Below are 16,565 nucleotides of genomic sequence, written 5' to 3'. Positions count from 1 at the left end.
AATCGAAGTCATAGGGAGCCGGACGTGTCCGCTGTCGCACCCGACGGACGCAAGATGCTGCGCTTGGAGGTCCGGAACGCCCAGACCCCCATCGAGCGCAAGCCCGAGTGGATCAAGACCCGGGCGAAGATGGGCCCCGAGTACACCGAGCTCCAGGGTTTGGTGAAGCGCGAGGGCCTGCACACGGTGTGCCAGGAGGCGGGCTGTCCCAACATCTACGAGTGCTGGGAGGACCGCGAGGCCACGTTCCTCATCGGCGGCGACCAGTGCACCCGGCGCTGCGACTTCTGCCAGATCGACACCGGCAAGCCGCAGGCGCTGGACCGCGACGAGCCGCGCCGCGTGGGCGAGTCCGTCGTGGCGATGGACCTGAACTACGCCACGATCACCGGTGTCGCCCGTGACGACCTGCCGGACGGCGGCGCCTGGCTGTACGCCGAGACCGTGCGCCAGATCCACCAGCAGACCGCGGGCCGCGAGGGCGGTCACACCAAGGTCGAGCTGCTCGCCCCGGACTTCAACGCGGTCCCGGAGCTGCTGGAGGAGGTCTTCGCCTCCCGCCCCGAGGTCTTCGCGCACAACGTCGAGACGGTCCCGCGCATCTTCAAGCGGATCCGCCCCGGTTTCCGCTACGAGCGCTCCCTCGAGGTCATCACCCGCGCCCGCGAGGCCGGCCTGGTGACGAAGTCCAACCTGATCCTCGGCATGGGCGAGACCCGCGAGGAGATCAGCGAGGCGCTGCAGGACCTGCACAACGCCGGTTGCGACCTGATCACCATCACCCAGTACCTGCGCCCGTCGGTGCGCCACCACCCGGTGGAGCGCTGGGTCAAGCCGCAGGAGTTCGTGGAGCTGAAGGAGGAGGCGGAGGAGATCGGCTACGCCGGCGTCATGTCCGGCCCGCTGGTCCGTTCCTCCTACCGCGCCGGCCGCCTGCACCAGCAGGCGATCGAGCGGCGCGCGGCGGCGGCCTCGGCCCAGGCGGTCTGAGCCAGAGCGTTCTGAGCCACATTCGCACAACGATTCCGACGCGGTCCGTACCCCCGGCGACAAGCCGGGCGAGGTACGGGCCGCGTCAACGTTTCATAGGTGTTTGACCAACAGGTCATCCATTGGTAACACCGTTCAGTGACGATGGGTGTACGCACTGCTGTGCGACCCCACCGAATGGCCCACCGCACGACCCACCCTCCACGCCTGACCATTTCCGCTTCCGAGGGGACACCGACATGCAGGCCGCGCCCGGTAACGCAGTCCTGTCGACCGCCAACCGCGCCTCTTCCGCTCTGCCGTCCACACTCTCCGTCCGGCCCCCGTCCGTCACCGGGGCCCTGCGCGCACTGGAGGGTCTGCTGATGCGACCGGGTCAGCGCACGGCCCGCCGGAACGCCTGGACGGCCGTGCTGGAGGACCGCCGACGGGCCAAGGACCGGCGGGAGACGCGGCACCTGCTGGAGGCCGTGGCGACCCCCGGCCCGCAGGCCACGTAAACTTCGCCGTATGGCGAGGAAGGAAACATCCGAGAACCCCGGGCGACTGAAGCAGATCGCCCTGACCTACAAGATGACCAAGAAGGTCGACTCGAAGGTCGGTCTTGTCGTCGCGGCTGTGGGCATTGTCACCTTCGGTGTACTCCTTGCCATCGGCTTCTGGATCGATCACCCGATCTACCTGGGCATCCTGGGCTTCCTGCTGGCCTTCCTCGCGATGGCGATCGTCTTCGGACGACGCGCCGAGCGCGCCGCCTTCGGGCAGATGGAGGGCCAGCCGGGAGCCGCCGCCGCGGTGCTGGAGAACATCCGGCGCGGTGGCTGGACGACGACGCCCGCGGTCGCGATGAACCGCAACCAGGACGTCGTCCACCGGGCCGTCGGCAAGGCGGGCATCGTGCTCGTCGGCGAGGGCAACCCCAACCGGGTGAAGGCCCTGCTGGCCGCCGAGAAGAAGCGCATGGCCCGCATCGTCGCGGACGTGCCGGTGCACGACATCGTCGTGGGCGACGGCGAGGGCCAGGTGTCGCTGAAGAAGCTGCACACCACGCTGCTGAAGCTGCCCCGGGTGCTGCCGGGCGCGCAGGTGACGGCCGTCAACGACCGGCTGCGCGCGCTGGGCGACCTGATGAGCAACATGCCGATCCCCAAGGGGCCGATGCCCAAGGGCACGCGGATGCCGAAGGGCCGCTGACGCGGCCGGCACCGAACGCGAAAGAAACGGCGCGGGGCGGAAACCGAGAAGGTTTCCGCCCCGCGCCGTTTCGTTGTCGGCCGGAATCAGATCCGCACCTGGACGGCGCGCGAGAAACGATCATGAAGTCCGCGGGTGTCGCGGTCCCAGACCACGGCGGGAATCACGAGAACCAGCAGCGCGCTGCGCAGCAGTACCCTCGGCAGGGTGAGGCGCGAACCGTCCTCCGAGATGACGCGCAGGCCCAGGAGACGCTTGCCGGGGGTGCAGCCGACCGTACCGACGGTGAGCAGGCTGAGTACGAAGAAGATCAGTACGGCCCAGTTCCCGACGCGCTGCAGGTTCGCGCCACCGAGAAAGCCGTATGCAATGAGCATGCACAGCGCCCAGTCGACGGCGATGGCCGCGAAGCGGCGCCCCGCCCGTGCCACCGAGCCCGGCCCGTCCTCCGGCAGCCCCAGGCGCTCGCCCCGGTGGCCGAATTCGACGCCCATGTCCTCGGCGGCCGCGCGGGGGCCGGAGAGCCATGAGCCGATTGCTTGCCTGTTGTCCACCCATCAAAGGTACTGCGACCCCATACGTTCCCCGGCGACCGGGTCCGTCCCGACCGCGCGGCGGTTAACGTCGGCGAAACAAATGGGTCATGCTTGAGAAATCCCGTCTCTCTAGGGTCGGCCCCAGCGCGCCATTGCGATACCGGACCGCGCCACCGAAGCAATCCCCGACCGCGCGCGGCTCGGGCTAGGAGGAGTTGGATGTTCCAGAACGCCGACGAGGCCAAGAAGTACATCAAGGACGAGGACATCAAGTTCGTCGATGTCCGATTCTGCGACCTGCCTGGCGTGATGCAGCACTTCACGATCCCGGCCGCGGCGTTCGACCCGAATGAGGAGCTGGCCTTCGACGGTTCGTCGATCCGCGGCTTCCAGGCCATCCACGAGTCCGACATGGCGCTGCGTGCCGACCTCTCCACGGCTCGCCTGGACCCGTTCCGGCGCGACAAGACGCTGAACATCAACTTCTTCATCCACGACCCGATCACGGGTGAGCAGTACAGCCGCGACCCGCGCAACATCGCCAAGAAGGCCGAGGCCTACCTCGCCTCCACCGGCATCGCGGACACCGCGTTCTTCGGCCCCGAGGCCGAGTTCTACGTCTTCGACAGCGTCCGCTTCGAGACCAGCGCGAACCAGTCCTTCTACCACATCGACTCCGAGGCGGGCGCCTGGAACACCGGTGCGCTGGAGGACAACCGCGGCTACAAGGTCCGCTACAAGGGCGGCTACTTCCCGGCCCCGCCGGTCGACCACTTCGCCGACCTGCGCGCCGAGATCTCCCTGGAGCTGGACAAGGCCGGCCTGCAGGTCGAGCGCCAGCACCACGAGGTCGGCACGGCCGGCCAGGCGGAGATCAACTACAAGTTCAACACGCTGCTCGCCGCGGCCGACGACCTGATGCTCTTCAAGTACATCGTGAAGAACGTCGCCTGGCGCAACGGCAAGACCGCCACCTTCATGCCGAAGCCGATCTTCGGTGACAACGGCTCGGGCATGCACGTCCACCAGTCGCTGTGGAGCAACGGCGAGCCCCTCTTCTACGACGAGCAGGGCTACGCCGGCCTGTCGGACACCGCCCGCTACTACATCGGCGGCATCCTCAAGCACGCCCCGTCGCTGCTGGCCTTCACCAACCCGACGGTGAACTCCTACCACCGCCTGGTCCCCGGCTTCGAGGCCCCGGTCAACCTGGTCTACTCCCAGCGCAACCGCTCGGCCGCCATGCGCATCCCGATCACGGGTGCCAACCCCAAGGCCAAGCGCGTCGAGTTCCGCGCCCCGGACCCGTCCTCGAACCCCTACCTCGCCTTCTCGGCCCTCCTCCTGGCCGGCCTCGACGGCGTCAAGAACAAGATCGAGCCCGCCGAGCCGATCGACAAGGACCTCTACGAGCTCGCCCCCGACGAGCACGCGAGCGTCCCCCAGGTCCCCACCTCCCTCCCGGCCGTCCTCGACGCCCTGGAGCAGGACAACGAGTACCTCCAGGCCGGCGGTGTCTTCACCTCCGACCTGATCGAGACCTGGATCGACTACAAGCGCACCAACGAGATCGCCCCGATCCAGCTGCGCCCGCACCCGCACGAGTTCGAGATGTACTTCGACATCTAAATCGCTCGCGGTATCCCCAGAGCCCCGTCGCCGCCCTCCGGGTGGCGACGGGGCTCTTTTTCCGTCCTGCCCGCTCCCGCGAGGCGAGAAAATCTGCTGTGCGCGTGGCAGACATGAATTTGCCGGTCCGGCTAGAGTTTTCCTGACCGCTCGTAACCAATGGGATGCGATCGACGCGTCCCTATGAGGTGCAAATGCCCGCAGAACCCCGACCCGCCGTCGAGCGCCTCGACGACGACGGCTACCCCGCCTACACCATGGGCCGGGCCGCGGAGCTGATCGGCGCCACCCCCGCCTTCCTCCGGGCCCTCGGCGAGGCCCGGCTGATCACCCCCTTGCGTTCCGAAGGCGGCCACCGGCGCTACTCCCGTCATCAGCTGCGACTCGCCGCCCGCGCTCGCGAACTGGTCGACGGCGGGACGCCGATCGACGCCGCCTGCCGGATCGTGACCCTGGAGGACCGACTCGAAGAGGCTCTGCGGGTCAACGAGGAGTTGCGCCGGCGTGCTGCGGGGACGGGGACCGACGGCGGCGACGATGGCTGACACCTGCCACCGGAGCACCACCCGCCTGCTGTCGAAATTCTGTCGCGGCGCATAAAGAAACCGGCCCGCCCGGCCTCGAGAATTTATGGGACGGCGAGCCGAACAATATGAACTCACCACATCCGGCCGCATTCCCCGTGCTACTGTCGTTCCGGTTGCAGTTGTGGTTTCCCAGGGGAATCCAAGCGCTTCTCCGGATTTTCATACCGGTGACGCGCTTTATTCATTCCCGGCATATTTCGGCCGGGGCAATCATCACCGCGACGCGAGGGTCCGCACAGTGCGGCCCTCCGGCATTGCCCCGAAGGAGATATGACATGGCTACTGGCACCGTGAAGTGGTTCAACGCGGAGAAGGGCTTCGGCTTCATCGAGCAGGAGGGCGGCGGCCCCGACGTCTTCGCCCACTACTCGAACATCGCCACCCAGGGCTTCCGCGAGCTCCAGGAAGGCCAGAAGGTGACCTTCGAGGTCACCCAGGGCCAGAAGGGCCCGCAGGCGGCCAACATCCTCCCCGCCTGACACCAGGCGCACGGCTGATGACCGGGGCCCGCACCCAGGGTGCGGGCCCCGCTGCTTTTCCCGGCTCGTCCCTCGACCTGTGGAGGCACCATGCGCTGTGTCATCGCCCGTTTCCCCTTCGACCTGACCAAGAGCGAGGTCGAGGACTCGATGGAGGGCATCACCCCCGAGCCCGCCGCGCACGCGTCCGTGACCATCGGTGGCCGCACCTACCCCGTCAAGCAGGTGGGGGAGATCATTACCGGCCAGGACCGGCGCGACTTCACTGCCGGTGAAGTGGTCAAGGCACTGACGCGCCTGGGGTTCACGTGCCGCCCCGTCGCGGCGCTCGCCCGCCCCTCGGCTCCGGACCCGGCGCAGGGCGGCTGGTAGGCAGCCCGCACCGAGCCCCGCCGCCGCCCCACCGGGCGGCGACGGGGCTCGGTCGTGTCTCACGCCCTCGGTCGTATCTCACGTCCGGTCTCTGTCGATGGGAGACCACCCACGAGATATCTTGATGTCGAGCAATGTTGCAGACGTGGAGCGGAGCACCCGGTGACTGACTCGACCATCATCTATACGCACACTGACGAGGCCCCGGCCCTGGCCACGCACTCGTTCCTGCCTGTGGTCCAGGCGTACGCCTCGACGGCCGGGGTCACCGTGGAGACGCGTGACATCTCGCTGGCGGGGCGGATCATCGCAAGCTTCCCGGAGTACCTCGAGGAGGGGCAGCGCATCGACGACGCGCTCGCCGAGCTCGGTGAGCTGGCCAAGACCCCCGGGGCCAACATCATCAAGCTGCCGAACATCTCGGCCTCCATCCCCCAGCTGAAGGCGGCCGTCGCCGAGCTGCAGCAGCAGGGCTACGCGCTGCCGGACTACCCGGACGACCCGAAGACCGACGAGGAGCGCGACGTCCGCGCCCGTTACGACAAGGTCAAGGGCAGCGCCGTCAACCCGGTCCTGCGCGAGGGCAACTCCGACCGCCGCGCCCCCGCGTCGGTCAAGAACTACGCCAAGACGCACCCGCACCGCATGGGCGCCTGGTCGGCCGACTCGAAGACGAACGTGGCGACCATGGGTGAGAACGACTTCCGTTCCACCGAGAAGTCCGCGGTCATCGCCGAGGACGGCGCGCTGCGCATCGAGCTGGTGGGCGACGACGGCTCCACCACCGTCCTGCGCGAGTCCGTCCCCGTCCTGGCCGGCGAGGTCGTCGACGCCTCCGTCATGCGCGTCGCCGCGCTGCGCGAGTTCCTGACCGCGCAGGTCGCCCGCGCCAAGGCCGACGGCGTGCTGTTCTCCGTGCACCTCAAGGCCACGATGATGAAGGTCTCCGACCCGATCGTCTTCGGTCACGTCGTGCGCGCCTTCTTCCCGAAGACGTTCGCCAAGTACGGCGAGGCGCTGGCCGCGGCCGGCCTGACCCCGAACGACGGCCTCGGCGGCATCTTCAAGGGCCTGGAGGCCCTGCCCGAGGGCGCCGAGATCAAGGCGTCCTTCGACGCCGAGCTGGCCGAGGGCCCGGAGCTGGCCATGGTCGACTCCGACAAGGGCATCACCAACCTGCACGTCCCCTCGGACGTCATCGTCGACGCCTCCATGCCCGCCATGATCCGCACCTCCGGTCACATGTGGGGCCCGGACGGCCAGGAGGCCGACACCCTCGCGGTCCTCCCGGACTCCAGCTACTCCGGCGTCTACCAGGCCGTCCTCGACGACTGCCGCGCCAACGGCGCCTACGACCCGGCCTCCATGGGCTCGGTCCCGAACGTCGGTCTGATGGCGCAGAAGGCCGAGGAGTACGGCAGCCACGACAAGACCTTCGAGATCGCGGCCACCGGCACCGTCCGCCTGGTCGACCAGGGCGGCAACGTCGTCCTCGAGCAGACCGTCTCGGCCGGCGACATCTTCCGCGCCTGCCAGACCAAGGACGCGCCGATCAAGGACTGGGTGAAGCTCGCCGTCACCCGCGCCCGCGCCACCGGCGACCCGGCCGTCTTCTGGCTGGACGAGACCCGCGCCCACGACGCCAACCTGATCGCCAAGGTCCGGGAGTACCTGCCGGAGCACGACACCGAGGGCCTGGACATCCGCATCCTGGCCCCGGTCGAGGCGACCAAGCTCTCGGTCGAGCGCATCCGCCGCGGCGAGAACACGATCTCCGTCACCGGCAACGTGCTGCGCGACTACCTGACGGACCTCTTCCCGATCCTCGAGCTGGGCACGAGCGCCAAGATGCTCTCGGTCGTCCCGCTGATGAACGGCGGCGGTCTCTTCGAGACGGGCGCGGGCGGCTCCGCCCCGAAGCACGTCCAGCAGCTGGTGAAGGAGAACTACCTGCGCTGGGACAGCCTGGGCGAGTTCTTCGCGCTGGTGCCGTCGCTCGAGCAGTACGCGAAGGTCACGGGCAACCAGCGCGCCCAGGTCCTCGCCGACGCCCTCGACCGCGCCACGGCGACCTTCCTCAACGAGGACAAGTCCCCGACCCGTCGCGTCGGCGGCATCGACAACCGCGGCAGCCACTTCTACCTGTCCCTGTACTGGGCCCAGGAGCTGGCGAAGCAGACGGACGACGCGGACCTGGCCAAGGCCTTCGGCCCGCTCGCCGAGACGCTCATCGCCGACGAGCAGAAGATCGTCGACGAGCTGAACGCCGTCCAGGGCTCGCCGGCCGACATCGGCGGCTACTACCAGCCGGACGTCACCAAGGCGTCGGCGGTCATGCGCCCGTCGGCCACCTTCAACCAGGCGATCGCCACCCTCGCCTGAACCGACCGGTGAGCCGGGTCCGTCCGACAGGGCCGGTGACCTGAGGCCGGGGCCCCCACCAGGGGCCCCGGCCTTCGTCGTCCCGGAACCGCCGCCCTCAGAAGCCCACCCGCACCCCGAACGTCCGCTCCAGCCCCCGCGCTCCGGCGTCCGTCGGATGGACGACGCGCGGGCTCACCCCGTGGCGCAGCCAGCCGAGGGCGAACAGCCGGGCGGTGAGGGCCGCGCCGAGGCCGCCCGCGAGGTGGTGGCGGTGCTCGCTCCAGTCGACGCAGTACCGGACGGCGGGGCGGCGCCGGGGCAGGCCGTCCGGGTCGACGCCGAACGCCCGCAGCCCATCGCGCCCGGCGTCCGTCATCCGGTACTCGGCGTCGTGCCCGTAGGCGGCCGGCCGGTCCCGTACCGCGGTCGCCGGGTCGTGGCCGCCGTCGTGCCCGGCGAGCAGCCCCCGCTCCAGCAGGGCCGCCATCAGGGCGACGCCCAGCTGCCCGGCGAGGTGGTCGTAGCAGGTGCGGGCGCGGTGCAGGGCGTTGGCGACGCCGCTCTCGCGCAGGGAGGTCACCGGCAGCGGAGGGGCGATGAGGGCCAGCGCCTCGAGCGCGGCGGTGACCTCGGGGCCGGTGAGGCGGTAGCGGCGCTGGCGGCCGTGGCGTTCGGCGGTGACGAGTCCGCCGGCCACGAGCTTGCTCAGGTGGGCGCTGACCGTCGGCGCGCCCACCCCCGCCTCGGCGGCCAGCGCGCCGGCGGGAAGCGCGCGGCCGTCGCACAGCGCCTTGAGGACGCGGGCGCGGGAGGGGTCGGCGATGAGGGCGGCGGCGCGGGCGACGTCGGTCTGGCGGGCGGCGGGGGCGGTGTCGGCAGCGGTGGCGGTGCGCATGGCGGAAACGTATCCCGGTGACACTTCGCCGGCCGGCGAAGTGTCCGGCGCCGAGACTCGGGCCATGACCACCACCACGACGGGGCCCGCCGCGGGCCCGCCCCTCGCCGCGCGCCCTCTGATCGCCCTGAGTCTGGGCTACTTCCTGGTGATGCTGGACGTCACGGTCGTGACCGTGGCCGTGCCGGACATCGGCGACGCGCTGGGGGCCGGGCCGGCCGCCCTGCAGTGGATCGTCGACGGCTACAGCACCGTCTTCGCCGGGCTGCTGCTGCTCGGCGGAGGGCTGGGCGACCGGCTGGGGCACCGCAGGACGTTCCTGTGGGGCCTGGCCGTCTTCACGCTCGCCTCGGCCGGCTGCGGGCTGGCCGGATCGGCCGCCGTGCTGGTCGCCGGCCGGCTGGCGCAGGGCGCGGGTGCGGCGCTGCTCGTGCCGGCGTCCCTGGCGCTGCTGCGGGTCACCTACCCGGATCCGGCCGTCCGCGCGCGGGCGGTGGCCGTGTGGGGAGCGGTGGCCTCGACGGCCTTCGGTGCCGGGCCCGTGGTGGGCGGCCTGCTGGTGGCGGGGCCGGGCTGGCGGACGGCGTTCTGGCTGAACGTGCCGGTGGGCGCGCTCGCGGTGCTGCTCACCGTGCGCCACGTCCCGGCCCCGGCGGGGCGGGCCAGGTCAGGTGGGCGCACGGATCCGGCCGGGCAGGTGCTGTGCGTGGTGGGGCTGGTGGCCGTGGCGGGCGCCCTCAACGAGGCGGGGGCGCGGGGCTGGACGTCCCCGCCCGTACTGGCCTCGGCCGTGCTGGGCGCGGTGGCGCTCGTGGTCTTCGTCGCGGTGGAACGGCGTCTGGAGCGGGCGGTGGTGCTGCGGCCGGGCGGGCGGCGGCCGCTGTTGCCGCCCTCGCTGTTCGGGCGGCGGGCGTTCTCGGTGACGGCCGCGGTGGGCCTGCTGATCAGCTTCGGCTACTACGGGATGCTGTTCCTGGCCACGCTCTACTTCCGGCAGGAGCTGGGGTACGACGCCTTGCGGACGGGGCTGGCGCTGCTGCCGTCCGTGGTGACGGGGCTGGTGGCGGCGCCGCTGTTCGGCCGGGTGGCGGCCCGCACCGGACCGTACGTTCCCCTGGGCGCGGGCCTGTTCCTGGGCGGGGCCGGGTTCCTGGGGTGGCTGGTGGCGGGGCCGGGCACGCCGTACGCGGCGCTGCTGTTCGCGCTGGTGGCGACGGGGCTGGGCCAGACGACGGCGGCGCTGGCGGCGACCGCGGCGGTCGTCCAGGCGGTGCCGGCGGAGGGCGTGGGGGTCGCGGCGGGCGTCTTCAACGTGGCCCGGCAGGTGGGGAGCGCCGTCGGGGTGGGGCTGTTCGGGACGCTGGCAGCGGGCGATGTGGCCGGTGGGGTGCGGGTGTCGGCGGTGCTGGCGGCGGGGGCGTTCCTGGGTGGCGGGGTGCTGGTCGTTCTGGCGCGGCGGGAGAAGACGATCAGGGTTACGGCTGCGGATCCCCGCGCGACAGCTGATCGTCATCCGGGAGTAACGCCAACTGATGAGATGTGCGAGGCCAGTTCAGCTCCGGCCCCGGCGGGGCCGTTACCCCCACCCAGGGAGACGTAGTGCCGTTCACGAAGACCGTCAGAACCGCCACCCTGATCACCGCCACCGCCGCCGCGCTCGCCGTGGCGCTCCCGCAGTCGGCCGCCGCCGATCAGGCGGCCGCCACCCCGCGGTTGAAGGTGCTGACCTACAACGCCTTCCTCATGAGCACGAACCTGTACCCCAACTGGGGCCAGGAGCACCGGGCGAAGGAGATAGCCGACGCCGGCTTCTTCCAGGGCCAGGACGTCGTCGTGCTGCAGGAAGCCTTCGACAACGCGACCTCCGACGCGCTCAAGTCCCGCGCCGCCGACCGTTATCCGTACCAGACGCCGGTCGTGGGGCGGAGCAAGGACGGCTGGGACGCCACCGGCGGCAAGTACTCGGCCACCACCCCGGAGGACGGCGGGGTGACGGTGCTCAGCAAGTGGCCGATCCTCCGCAAGGAGCAGGTGATCTTCAACGACGCCTGCGGCGCGGACTGGTGGTCCAACAAGGGCTTCGCCTACGTCGTGCTGAACGTGGGCGGCAGCAAGGTGCACGTGGTGGGCACGCACGCCCAGTCGACCGACAGCGGCTGCGCGGCGGGCGAGGCGGCCGCGGACCGCTCCCAGCAGTTCCGGCAGATCGACGCGTTCCTGGACGCCAAGAACATCCCGGCGGACGAGCAGGTGATGATCGCCGGTGATCTGAACGTGGACTCGCACAGCGCGGAGTACGCCTCGATGCTGGCCGACGGCGATCTCGCCCCGGCCGACGCCCGCGACGGCCACCCCTACTCCTTCGACACCAAGGAGAACTCGATCGCGGCCTACCGCTACCCGACCGATCCCCGCGAGGACCTGGACTACGTCCTCCACCGCAAGGGCCACGCGCGCCCGGCGGGCTGGCGGAACACGGTGATCAAGGAACAGTCCGCGCCGTGGACCGTCTCGAGCTGGGGCAGGACGTACACGTACACCAACCTCAGCGATCACTACCCCGTGGTCGCCGGGGCGAGCTGACGCCTCGAGTCGATCTTTCGCCAAAGTTTCGTATCGACCACCGATCGGGTCTGCTGCCCCGTCGCGGGCCGTGTTTCAATAGGGGGCATGGCCAGCTACCAGAACACCGCGACGGGTCGCAGCGACCTCGAGCCCTTCTGGCCCTCTCGCCAGCACCACGACTTCGACCGAGTGTGTTGTCGCGCGTCCTTCGCGCAGGCCCTCTCCTCTCGCTGACCCCTACGTCGACGTCAGCCCCGCCGGCACCGGCCGGCCAAAGCGGCCCGCGCGCCCAGCACGTCCTCTCGACGTTCTCGCGCGAAAGAGCTTCAGTCCATGACGAACCTCCGCACCCTGCCCGCCCCCGCGCAGGCCCTCCCCGCCCATGCCGCCCACCGCCACCGGCTGCGGGCCGTGGCCCCGGACGAGGTCCCGCCGGTCGCCGAGCTGCTGCACCCCCAGGCGACCTGGATGCCCGCTCCGCAGCACACGCTGCCCACCCTGCCGGGCCAGCCGCCGATGATCGGCTACCTGGTGCTGGTACCGGCCGAGCAGCAGGCCCCCGGGACGACCGGACCTGCCGCACCGGCCTCACCGGCCGCCCCGGCCCTCACCGCGGGCGATGCGCTGGTGAGCATCGATCCCGAGCAGCGCACCGCGAGCATCGCGGGGCGGGTGCTGGACCTGACCTACCTCGAGTTCGAGCTGCTGGCCCACCTCGTCGCCCATCCGCACCGGGTGCACACCCGCGACCAGCTGGTGACCACGGTGTGGGGCTACGGGCACGTGGGCGACGGCCGGACCGTCGACGTCCACGTGGCCCGGCTGCGCCGCAAGATGGGCGCCGAGCACCGCTCGTCGATCGTGACCGTCCGCCGGGTCGGCTACAAGTACGCGCCGCCCGCGGGCCACTGACACCTCACCCCCGACGGGGCGGCGGCGCGGCGGGTGAGAGGGTGGGGCCATGACCGACACCAGCGAGCTCGTCCGGCTCCTCGGCCTCGAACGCCATGTCGAGGGCGGCTGGTTCCGCGAGACATGGCAGACATCCGTCACCGCCGTCCCCGACGGGTACAGCGGCCCGCGCGCGTACGCGACCGGGATCTACTACCTGCTCCACCCCGGCGAGCGGTCCCGCTGGCACAGGGTCCGCTCCGACGAGCTGTGGCTGTGGCACCGCGGCGGCCCCCTGCGGATGCGGCTGGGCGGCAGCGGCGAGGCCCCCGACGAGGAGGGTGCCGCCGGTGCCGTCCTGGGCCCCGGCGTCGAGCACGGGGAGCGGCCCCAGCTGCTGGTGCCCGGCGGCGTGTGGCAGTGCGCCGAGCCGGCGGGCGACGAGCCGGTGCTGGTGACGTGCGTGGTCGCCCCCGGTTTCCACTACGAGGACTTCACGCTCGCCCACCTGGACAGGGACTGACACCGCACATGCCCATAGCCGTCCCCCTCGCGTTCTCCCGGCTGCCCCGCCTCGCCCCCGCCTATGTGGGGGGCGTGCAGCTGGGCGCGTACGCCGTGCATCGCCTGCTCACGCCGGCGGTGCGCGAGCGCTTTTTGCGTCACTGCTCCACCAACGTCGACAACCTGCGCCGGGGCCGCTGGGACACCCTCGCCAGCAGCGCGCTGGTGGTGGAGGCGCCGATGGAGCTGCCGTACGCGCTGCTGCTCCTGGCCGTGCTCGGCTACACCGAGTACGCGTACGGCGCGTGGTGGGCGGCGGGCGCCTTTGTGTACGGGCACGTCGGCGCGTCCCTGGTGGTGTACGCGGGGCTGCGCGCCCTGCGTCCCGGGCCGCGCACCCGGTCCGCGATCGACGTGGGCGCCAGCTACGGCTTCAACGCCATGGTCGGCGCGCTCGCCACCACGCTGCCGCGCGGATACGTCCGTACGGGTGCCTGCGCCGCGCTGCTCGCCCTGGGGGCGCGCCCCTACCTGCGCGGACCGGGGCGGGCGGACTTCACGGACGCCGGTCATCTGCTGGCGCTCGTGCTCGGCATCGGCCTGGGCCCGGCCCTCGCCGCCGGGCGCCGTCGCGGACTCGGCCTCCGTTCCTCACAATAAAAGGGCAAAGCGGTGCAATAGCCGCATAAATGAGCACATCAGGGAGCCCGCCCATGCCGCAGCAGCTCGATGCCTCGACGATCAGCAACCTCCGCGACCTGGGGGGCATCGCGCTCGTGGGCAATTCCGCCGTCCGCCCCGGGCTCCTGCTGCGCTCCGGCCAGCTCGACGGGCTGGACCCGGCGGCCGACCCCACCGTGGCCGCCCTGGGCATCCACACGGTCGTCGACCTGCGCACCGACAACGAGCGGCGCGAGCGCCCCGACCGGCTGCCCGACGGCGCCCGCCTGATCGTCGCCGACGTCATGGCCGGCCGGGTCTCCCCCGCCGGCGGCTCCCACCGCTCCCCCGCCGTCCCCGGCCGGGAGGTGCCCGCGCGGCTGGAGGACGTCCTGGGCAACCCGGCGGCCGTCGAGAAGTACCTGGGCGGCGGCAAGGCGGAGAAGCTGATGTGCGACACCTACCGGGCGTTCGTCGCCTCCGAGTCGGCCTGCCAGGCCTACCGGCTGCTGCTCACCACGCTCGCCGAGCCGGACTGCGGCCCGCTGCTGTTCCACTGCACCGCCGGCAAGGACCGCACCGGCTGGGCCACCACCGTGATCCTGCTGCTGCTCGGCGCGGACGAGGCGGCCGCCGAGCGCGAGTACCTCGAGGTCGCCCCGGCCGTGCGGGCCGTGTACGGGCCCGTCATAGACCGCTTCGCCGCGGTCGGCGGCGACCCGATGATCGCCGACGCGATCCTGGGCGTGCGACCGGCCTACCTGGCGGCGGCACTGGAGGAGATGCACCGGACGTACGACGGCGTGACCGGCTACGTCCGCGACGGCCTCGGCATCCCCGACGCGGCCGTCGACCGCATCAGGGCCCGCTGCATCGCCTGACGGCCACGCCCGCCGGGGCCCGCCCCCACACGGGTGAAGTGACCATCGCACGATTCACTCGTTCTACGGACGTGGAGCAGCAAGCTACGGCCCCCCGGCCCTTCGCCCCGGCCCCCGTCGACGTCGAGCAGGCGGAGGCCGCGCTCATCGAGCACTACCCGCGCCTGGTGCGGCTCGCCTACCTCGTGCTGCCGCCGGCGCTGGGCCGCAACCGCCGCGTGCTCACCGCGCACGCCCTCGTCCAGCGGTCGCTGCCCCGCAACCGCTCCGCCGCCGCCTCCGAGACGATCGTCCCGGCCCCCCGCGACGCCGAGGGCTCGCCCGCCGACCCGGGCTACTCCTATGTGCGCCAGCGCGTGCTGCGGGCCGCGCTGGACGCGGGCCGGCCGCGCGGCCGGTGGCAGCTGCCCCGGCCCGGCCAGCTGCCGCCGCTGCTGCCCCAGGTGTGGGGGCTGCGGCTGTTCCCCCGCTCCGGCGGCGCCGACGAACTGGCCCTGGACCAGGCACTCGCCGCGCTGTCCGGGCCCGGCCGGGCCGCGTACGTGCTGCGCGAGCTGGAGCTGCCGGGCGACCGCGACGTACGCCGGCTGCTGGCCGCCGCCGGGGTCGCCGACCCGGACGCGGCGCTCGCCGAGGCGGTCCGGGTGCGCGTCCCGGCCGGCAGCCGGGACGCCTCACTGCTGGAGTCGGTGGAATTCGACCCCTGCTCGCTCCAGGCCCGGCCCACCGACCTGATGCGCCGCCGCCAGCACACCCGCGCGGCACTGGCCGCGCTGGCCGCCGCCGTCGTCTGCAGCACACTGCTGGGCCTGCCGGGCGACGGCTGGGGCTCGAGCGGCGCGGCCGCGCCCCCGTACGCGCAGAACGCCGCCGCCGAGCAGGCCCTCGACCCCGCCCGGCTGACGCGGGCCGCCCCCGACGCCTGGAAGCGCGCCGACCGCCCCGGCTTCGCCTCCTGGCCGGCCCGCGGGGACCGCACCGACGACCAGGACCTGCTGCGCCGGGCGCTCGCCGTCTGGGCCCGCCCCGGGCGGACGGTGCAGGTCACGGCCACCCCGGGGACGGCTTCCGGCCCGGCGGCCGGGCCGCCGCAGCTGCTGTTCGCGGGGGAGGTCGACTCCGCGGTCGTCGTGCTGCTGTACGACGGCCTGCGGGCCGTGCGCTACGCCGAGTCCCGGAGCGGCGACACCCGTTCCGCCGCGCTGGACTTCGCGCGGACGGACGCCGCCGACGCCGGGACGGCCACCGCGCTCGTCCTCGGCCGCACCGACGGCAACGTCCGCTATCTGACCGCCCCCTGGGTGACCACCTCCGCCGTGCGCGACCTCCTCGACCCCACCGCCCCCGCCCGCCCCCTGCACCGGGACGCCACGGGAGTGACCGACACGCTGCCCAGCCCCGCCGCCGCGGGCGACTGCCGCGGCTGGACGGCCCTGGAGCTCGGCGGCCACCTGGTCACCGATCTCGGCGAGCTGGTCCCGGCCCGGCTCACCGCGGGCGCCCCCGCCGCCCCGCACGATGTGAACACCGCGGCCGAGCGGGCCGGCTGGGCCCACACCGCCTGCCACCTGCCGACCGTGCGCGGCCAGGGCGTGCGGTCGGTCAACTCCTGGCAGTTCGCGACACAGGCGCTGCCCGGCGCCGGCGGGAACGCCGGGTGGTTCTGCACCCGGGCGGAGACCTGGCGGGGCACGGGCAGCCGGGTGCTGGCCCAGTTCCAGGTGCCCGGCACCCGGCCGGGCGCCCCGGGCGCGGTCGTCGCCCGCGCCGAGGACTCCCCCGCCTGCGGTGAACGCGAGCCGAACGTCCTGGCGGGCGTGCTGTGGAAGTCCCGGGCCGGCACCTGGTACGCGCTCGCGGCCGGCGGCGGCAACGTCTCGTCCGTCGCCGCGACCGGCGGGGTGCGCGGCAGCGCCCTGGGCCCGCTGCTGGCCGTGCCCGCGCGGCAGGGCGCTCAGACGAAACTGACGGCCCGTCTGAAGGACGGCCGCCGGATCACGGCACTGCGCTGACCCCGT

Annotated in this window: 17 protein-coding genes; 15 read left to right on the top strand and 2 right to left on the bottom strand. The window is 72.2% G+C overall.

What is annotated here, in order from left to right:
• The first annotated feature begins 24 nt into the window (after window positions 1-24).
• The 3 genes from lipA (at window position 25) to ACIG36_RS03525 (ending at window position 2,184) form a co-directional block, all read left to right on the top strand.
• On the top strand, window positions 25-990 hold the full coding sequence (gene lipA / locus ACIG36_RS03535) for a lipoyl synthase (protein ID WP_399921171.1): 966 nt from the start codon (window positions 25-27) through the stop codon (window positions 988-990).
• A gap of 239 nt (window positions 991-1,229) precedes the next feature.
• Window positions 1,230-1,490, top strand: a complete 261-nt coding sequence (locus ACIG36_RS03530) for a hypothetical protein (RefSeq protein ID WP_399921168.1) — start codon at window positions 1,230-1,232, stop codon at window positions 1,488-1,490.
• Window positions 1,491-1,500: 10 nt separating this feature from the next.
• Window positions 1,501-2,184 carry a DUF4191 domain-containing protein gene (locus ACIG36_RS03525; RefSeq protein WP_399921165.1) on the top strand — a complete coding sequence of 228 codons (684 nt, stop codon included), beginning with the start codon at window positions 1,501-1,503 and terminating at the stop codon, window positions 2,182-2,184.
• An 86-nt stretch (window positions 2,185-2,270) separates the two neighbouring features.
• Here ACIG36_RS03525 and ACIG36_RS03520 read toward each other — a convergent pair whose 3' ends face one another.
• Window positions 2,271-2,738, bottom strand: a complete 468-nt coding sequence (locus ACIG36_RS03520; protein WP_399921162.1) for an RDD family protein — start codon at window positions 2,736-2,738, stop codon at window positions 2,271-2,273.
• A gap of 201 nt (window positions 2,739-2,939) precedes the next feature.
• Between ACIG36_RS03520 and glnA the strand changes: the two genes are divergently transcribed.
• The 5 genes from glnA to ACIG36_RS03495 all read left to right on the top strand — a co-directional run bounded on the left by glnA (window position 2,940) and on the right by ACIG36_RS03495 (window position 8,169).
• Window positions 2,940-4,349 carry a type I glutamate--ammonia ligase gene (gene glnA / locus ACIG36_RS03515; RefSeq protein WP_399921159.1) on the top strand — a complete coding sequence of 470 codons (1,410 nt, stop codon included), beginning with the start codon at window positions 2,940-2,942 and terminating at the stop codon, window positions 4,347-4,349.
• 194 nt (window positions 4,350-4,543) lie between these two features.
• Window positions 4,544-4,894, top strand: a complete 351-nt coding sequence (locus ACIG36_RS03510; protein ID WP_399921156.1) for a MerR family transcriptional regulator — start codon at window positions 4,544-4,546, stop codon at window positions 4,892-4,894.
• Between the two features lie 317 nt (window positions 4,895-5,211).
• Complete coding sequence (locus ACIG36_RS03505) at window positions 5,212-5,415, top strand: cold-shock protein (protein WP_399921153.1); 204 nt, start codon at window positions 5,212-5,214, stop codon at window positions 5,413-5,415.
• Window positions 5,416-5,505: 90 nt separating this feature from the next.
• Window positions 5,506-5,787: an SCO5918 family protein gene (locus ACIG36_RS03500; protein ID WP_399921150.1), complete on the top strand. Its 282-nt coding sequence runs from the start codon at window positions 5,506-5,508 to the stop codon at window positions 5,785-5,787.
• Window positions 5,788-5,949: 162 nt separating this feature from the next.
• Window positions 5,950-8,169: an NADP-dependent isocitrate dehydrogenase gene (locus ACIG36_RS03495; RefSeq protein ID WP_399921147.1), complete on the top strand. Its 2,220-nt coding sequence runs from the start codon at window positions 5,950-5,952 to the stop codon at window positions 8,167-8,169.
• Window positions 8,170-8,266: 97 nt separating this feature from the next.
• On the opposite strand, the gene ACIG36_RS03490 is transcribed toward ACIG36_RS03495, so the two are convergent.
• Window positions 8,267-9,046 (bottom strand): ArsR/SmtB family transcription factor, encoded by a 780-nt coding sequence (locus ACIG36_RS03490; protein WP_399921144.1) that lies wholly within the window; start codon window positions 9,044-9,046, stop codon window positions 8,267-8,269.
• A 64-nt stretch (window positions 9,047-9,110) separates the two neighbouring features.
• Between ACIG36_RS03490 and ACIG36_RS03485 the strand changes: the two genes are divergently transcribed.
• The 7 genes from ACIG36_RS03485 (at window position 9,111) to ACIG36_RS03455 (ending at window position 16,559) form a co-directional block, all read left to right on the top strand.
• Window positions 9,111-10,646: a DHA2 family efflux MFS transporter permease subunit gene (locus tag ACIG36_RS03485; RefSeq protein WP_399921141.1), complete on the top strand. Its 1,536-nt coding sequence runs from the start codon at window positions 9,111-9,113 to the stop codon at window positions 10,644-10,646.
• A complete protein-coding gene (gene sph, locus ACIG36_RS03480; protein ID WP_399921138.1) occupies window positions 10,646-11,629 on the top strand; it encodes a sphingomyelin phosphodiesterase in 984 nt (327 codons plus the stop codon). The genes ACIG36_RS03485 and sph overlap by 1 nt, the downstream gene beginning before the upstream one ends.
• A 315-nt stretch (window positions 11,630-11,944) precedes the next feature.
• A complete protein-coding gene (locus ACIG36_RS03475; protein WP_399921135.1) occupies window positions 11,945-12,523 on the top strand; it encodes a winged helix-turn-helix domain-containing protein in 579 nt (192 codons plus the stop codon).
• Window positions 12,524-12,572: 49 nt separating this feature from the next.
• Window positions 12,573-13,025, top strand: a complete 453-nt coding sequence (locus ACIG36_RS03470) for a cupin domain-containing protein (protein WP_399921132.1) — start codon at window positions 12,573-12,575, stop codon at window positions 13,023-13,025.
• A gap of 8 nt (window positions 13,026-13,033) precedes the next feature.
• Window positions 13,034-13,666, top strand: a complete 633-nt coding sequence (locus tag ACIG36_RS03465; RefSeq protein WP_399921129.1) for a rhomboid-like protein — start codon at window positions 13,034-13,036, stop codon at window positions 13,664-13,666.
• 53 nt (window positions 13,667-13,719) lie between these two features.
• Window positions 13,720-14,547, top strand: a complete 828-nt coding sequence (locus tag ACIG36_RS03460; protein ID WP_399921126.1) for a tyrosine-protein phosphatase — start codon at window positions 13,720-13,722, stop codon at window positions 14,545-14,547.
• Between the two features lie 71 nt (window positions 14,548-14,618).
• The gene (locus ACIG36_RS03455; protein ID WP_399922177.1) at window positions 14,619-16,559 is read left to right on the top strand and encodes a hypothetical protein; all 1,941 of its coding nucleotides are present in this window, start codon (window positions 14,619-14,621) and stop codon (window positions 16,557-16,559) included.
• The last annotated feature ends 6 nt before the right edge of the window (window positions 16,560-16,565 follow it).

The organism is Streptomyces sp. NPDC053048 (assembly GCF_044547045.1).
GTDB lineage: Bacteria > Actinomycetota > Actinomycetes > Streptomycetales > Streptomycetaceae > Streptomyces.
This window is presented reverse-complemented; position numbering and strand designations above follow the sequence as displayed.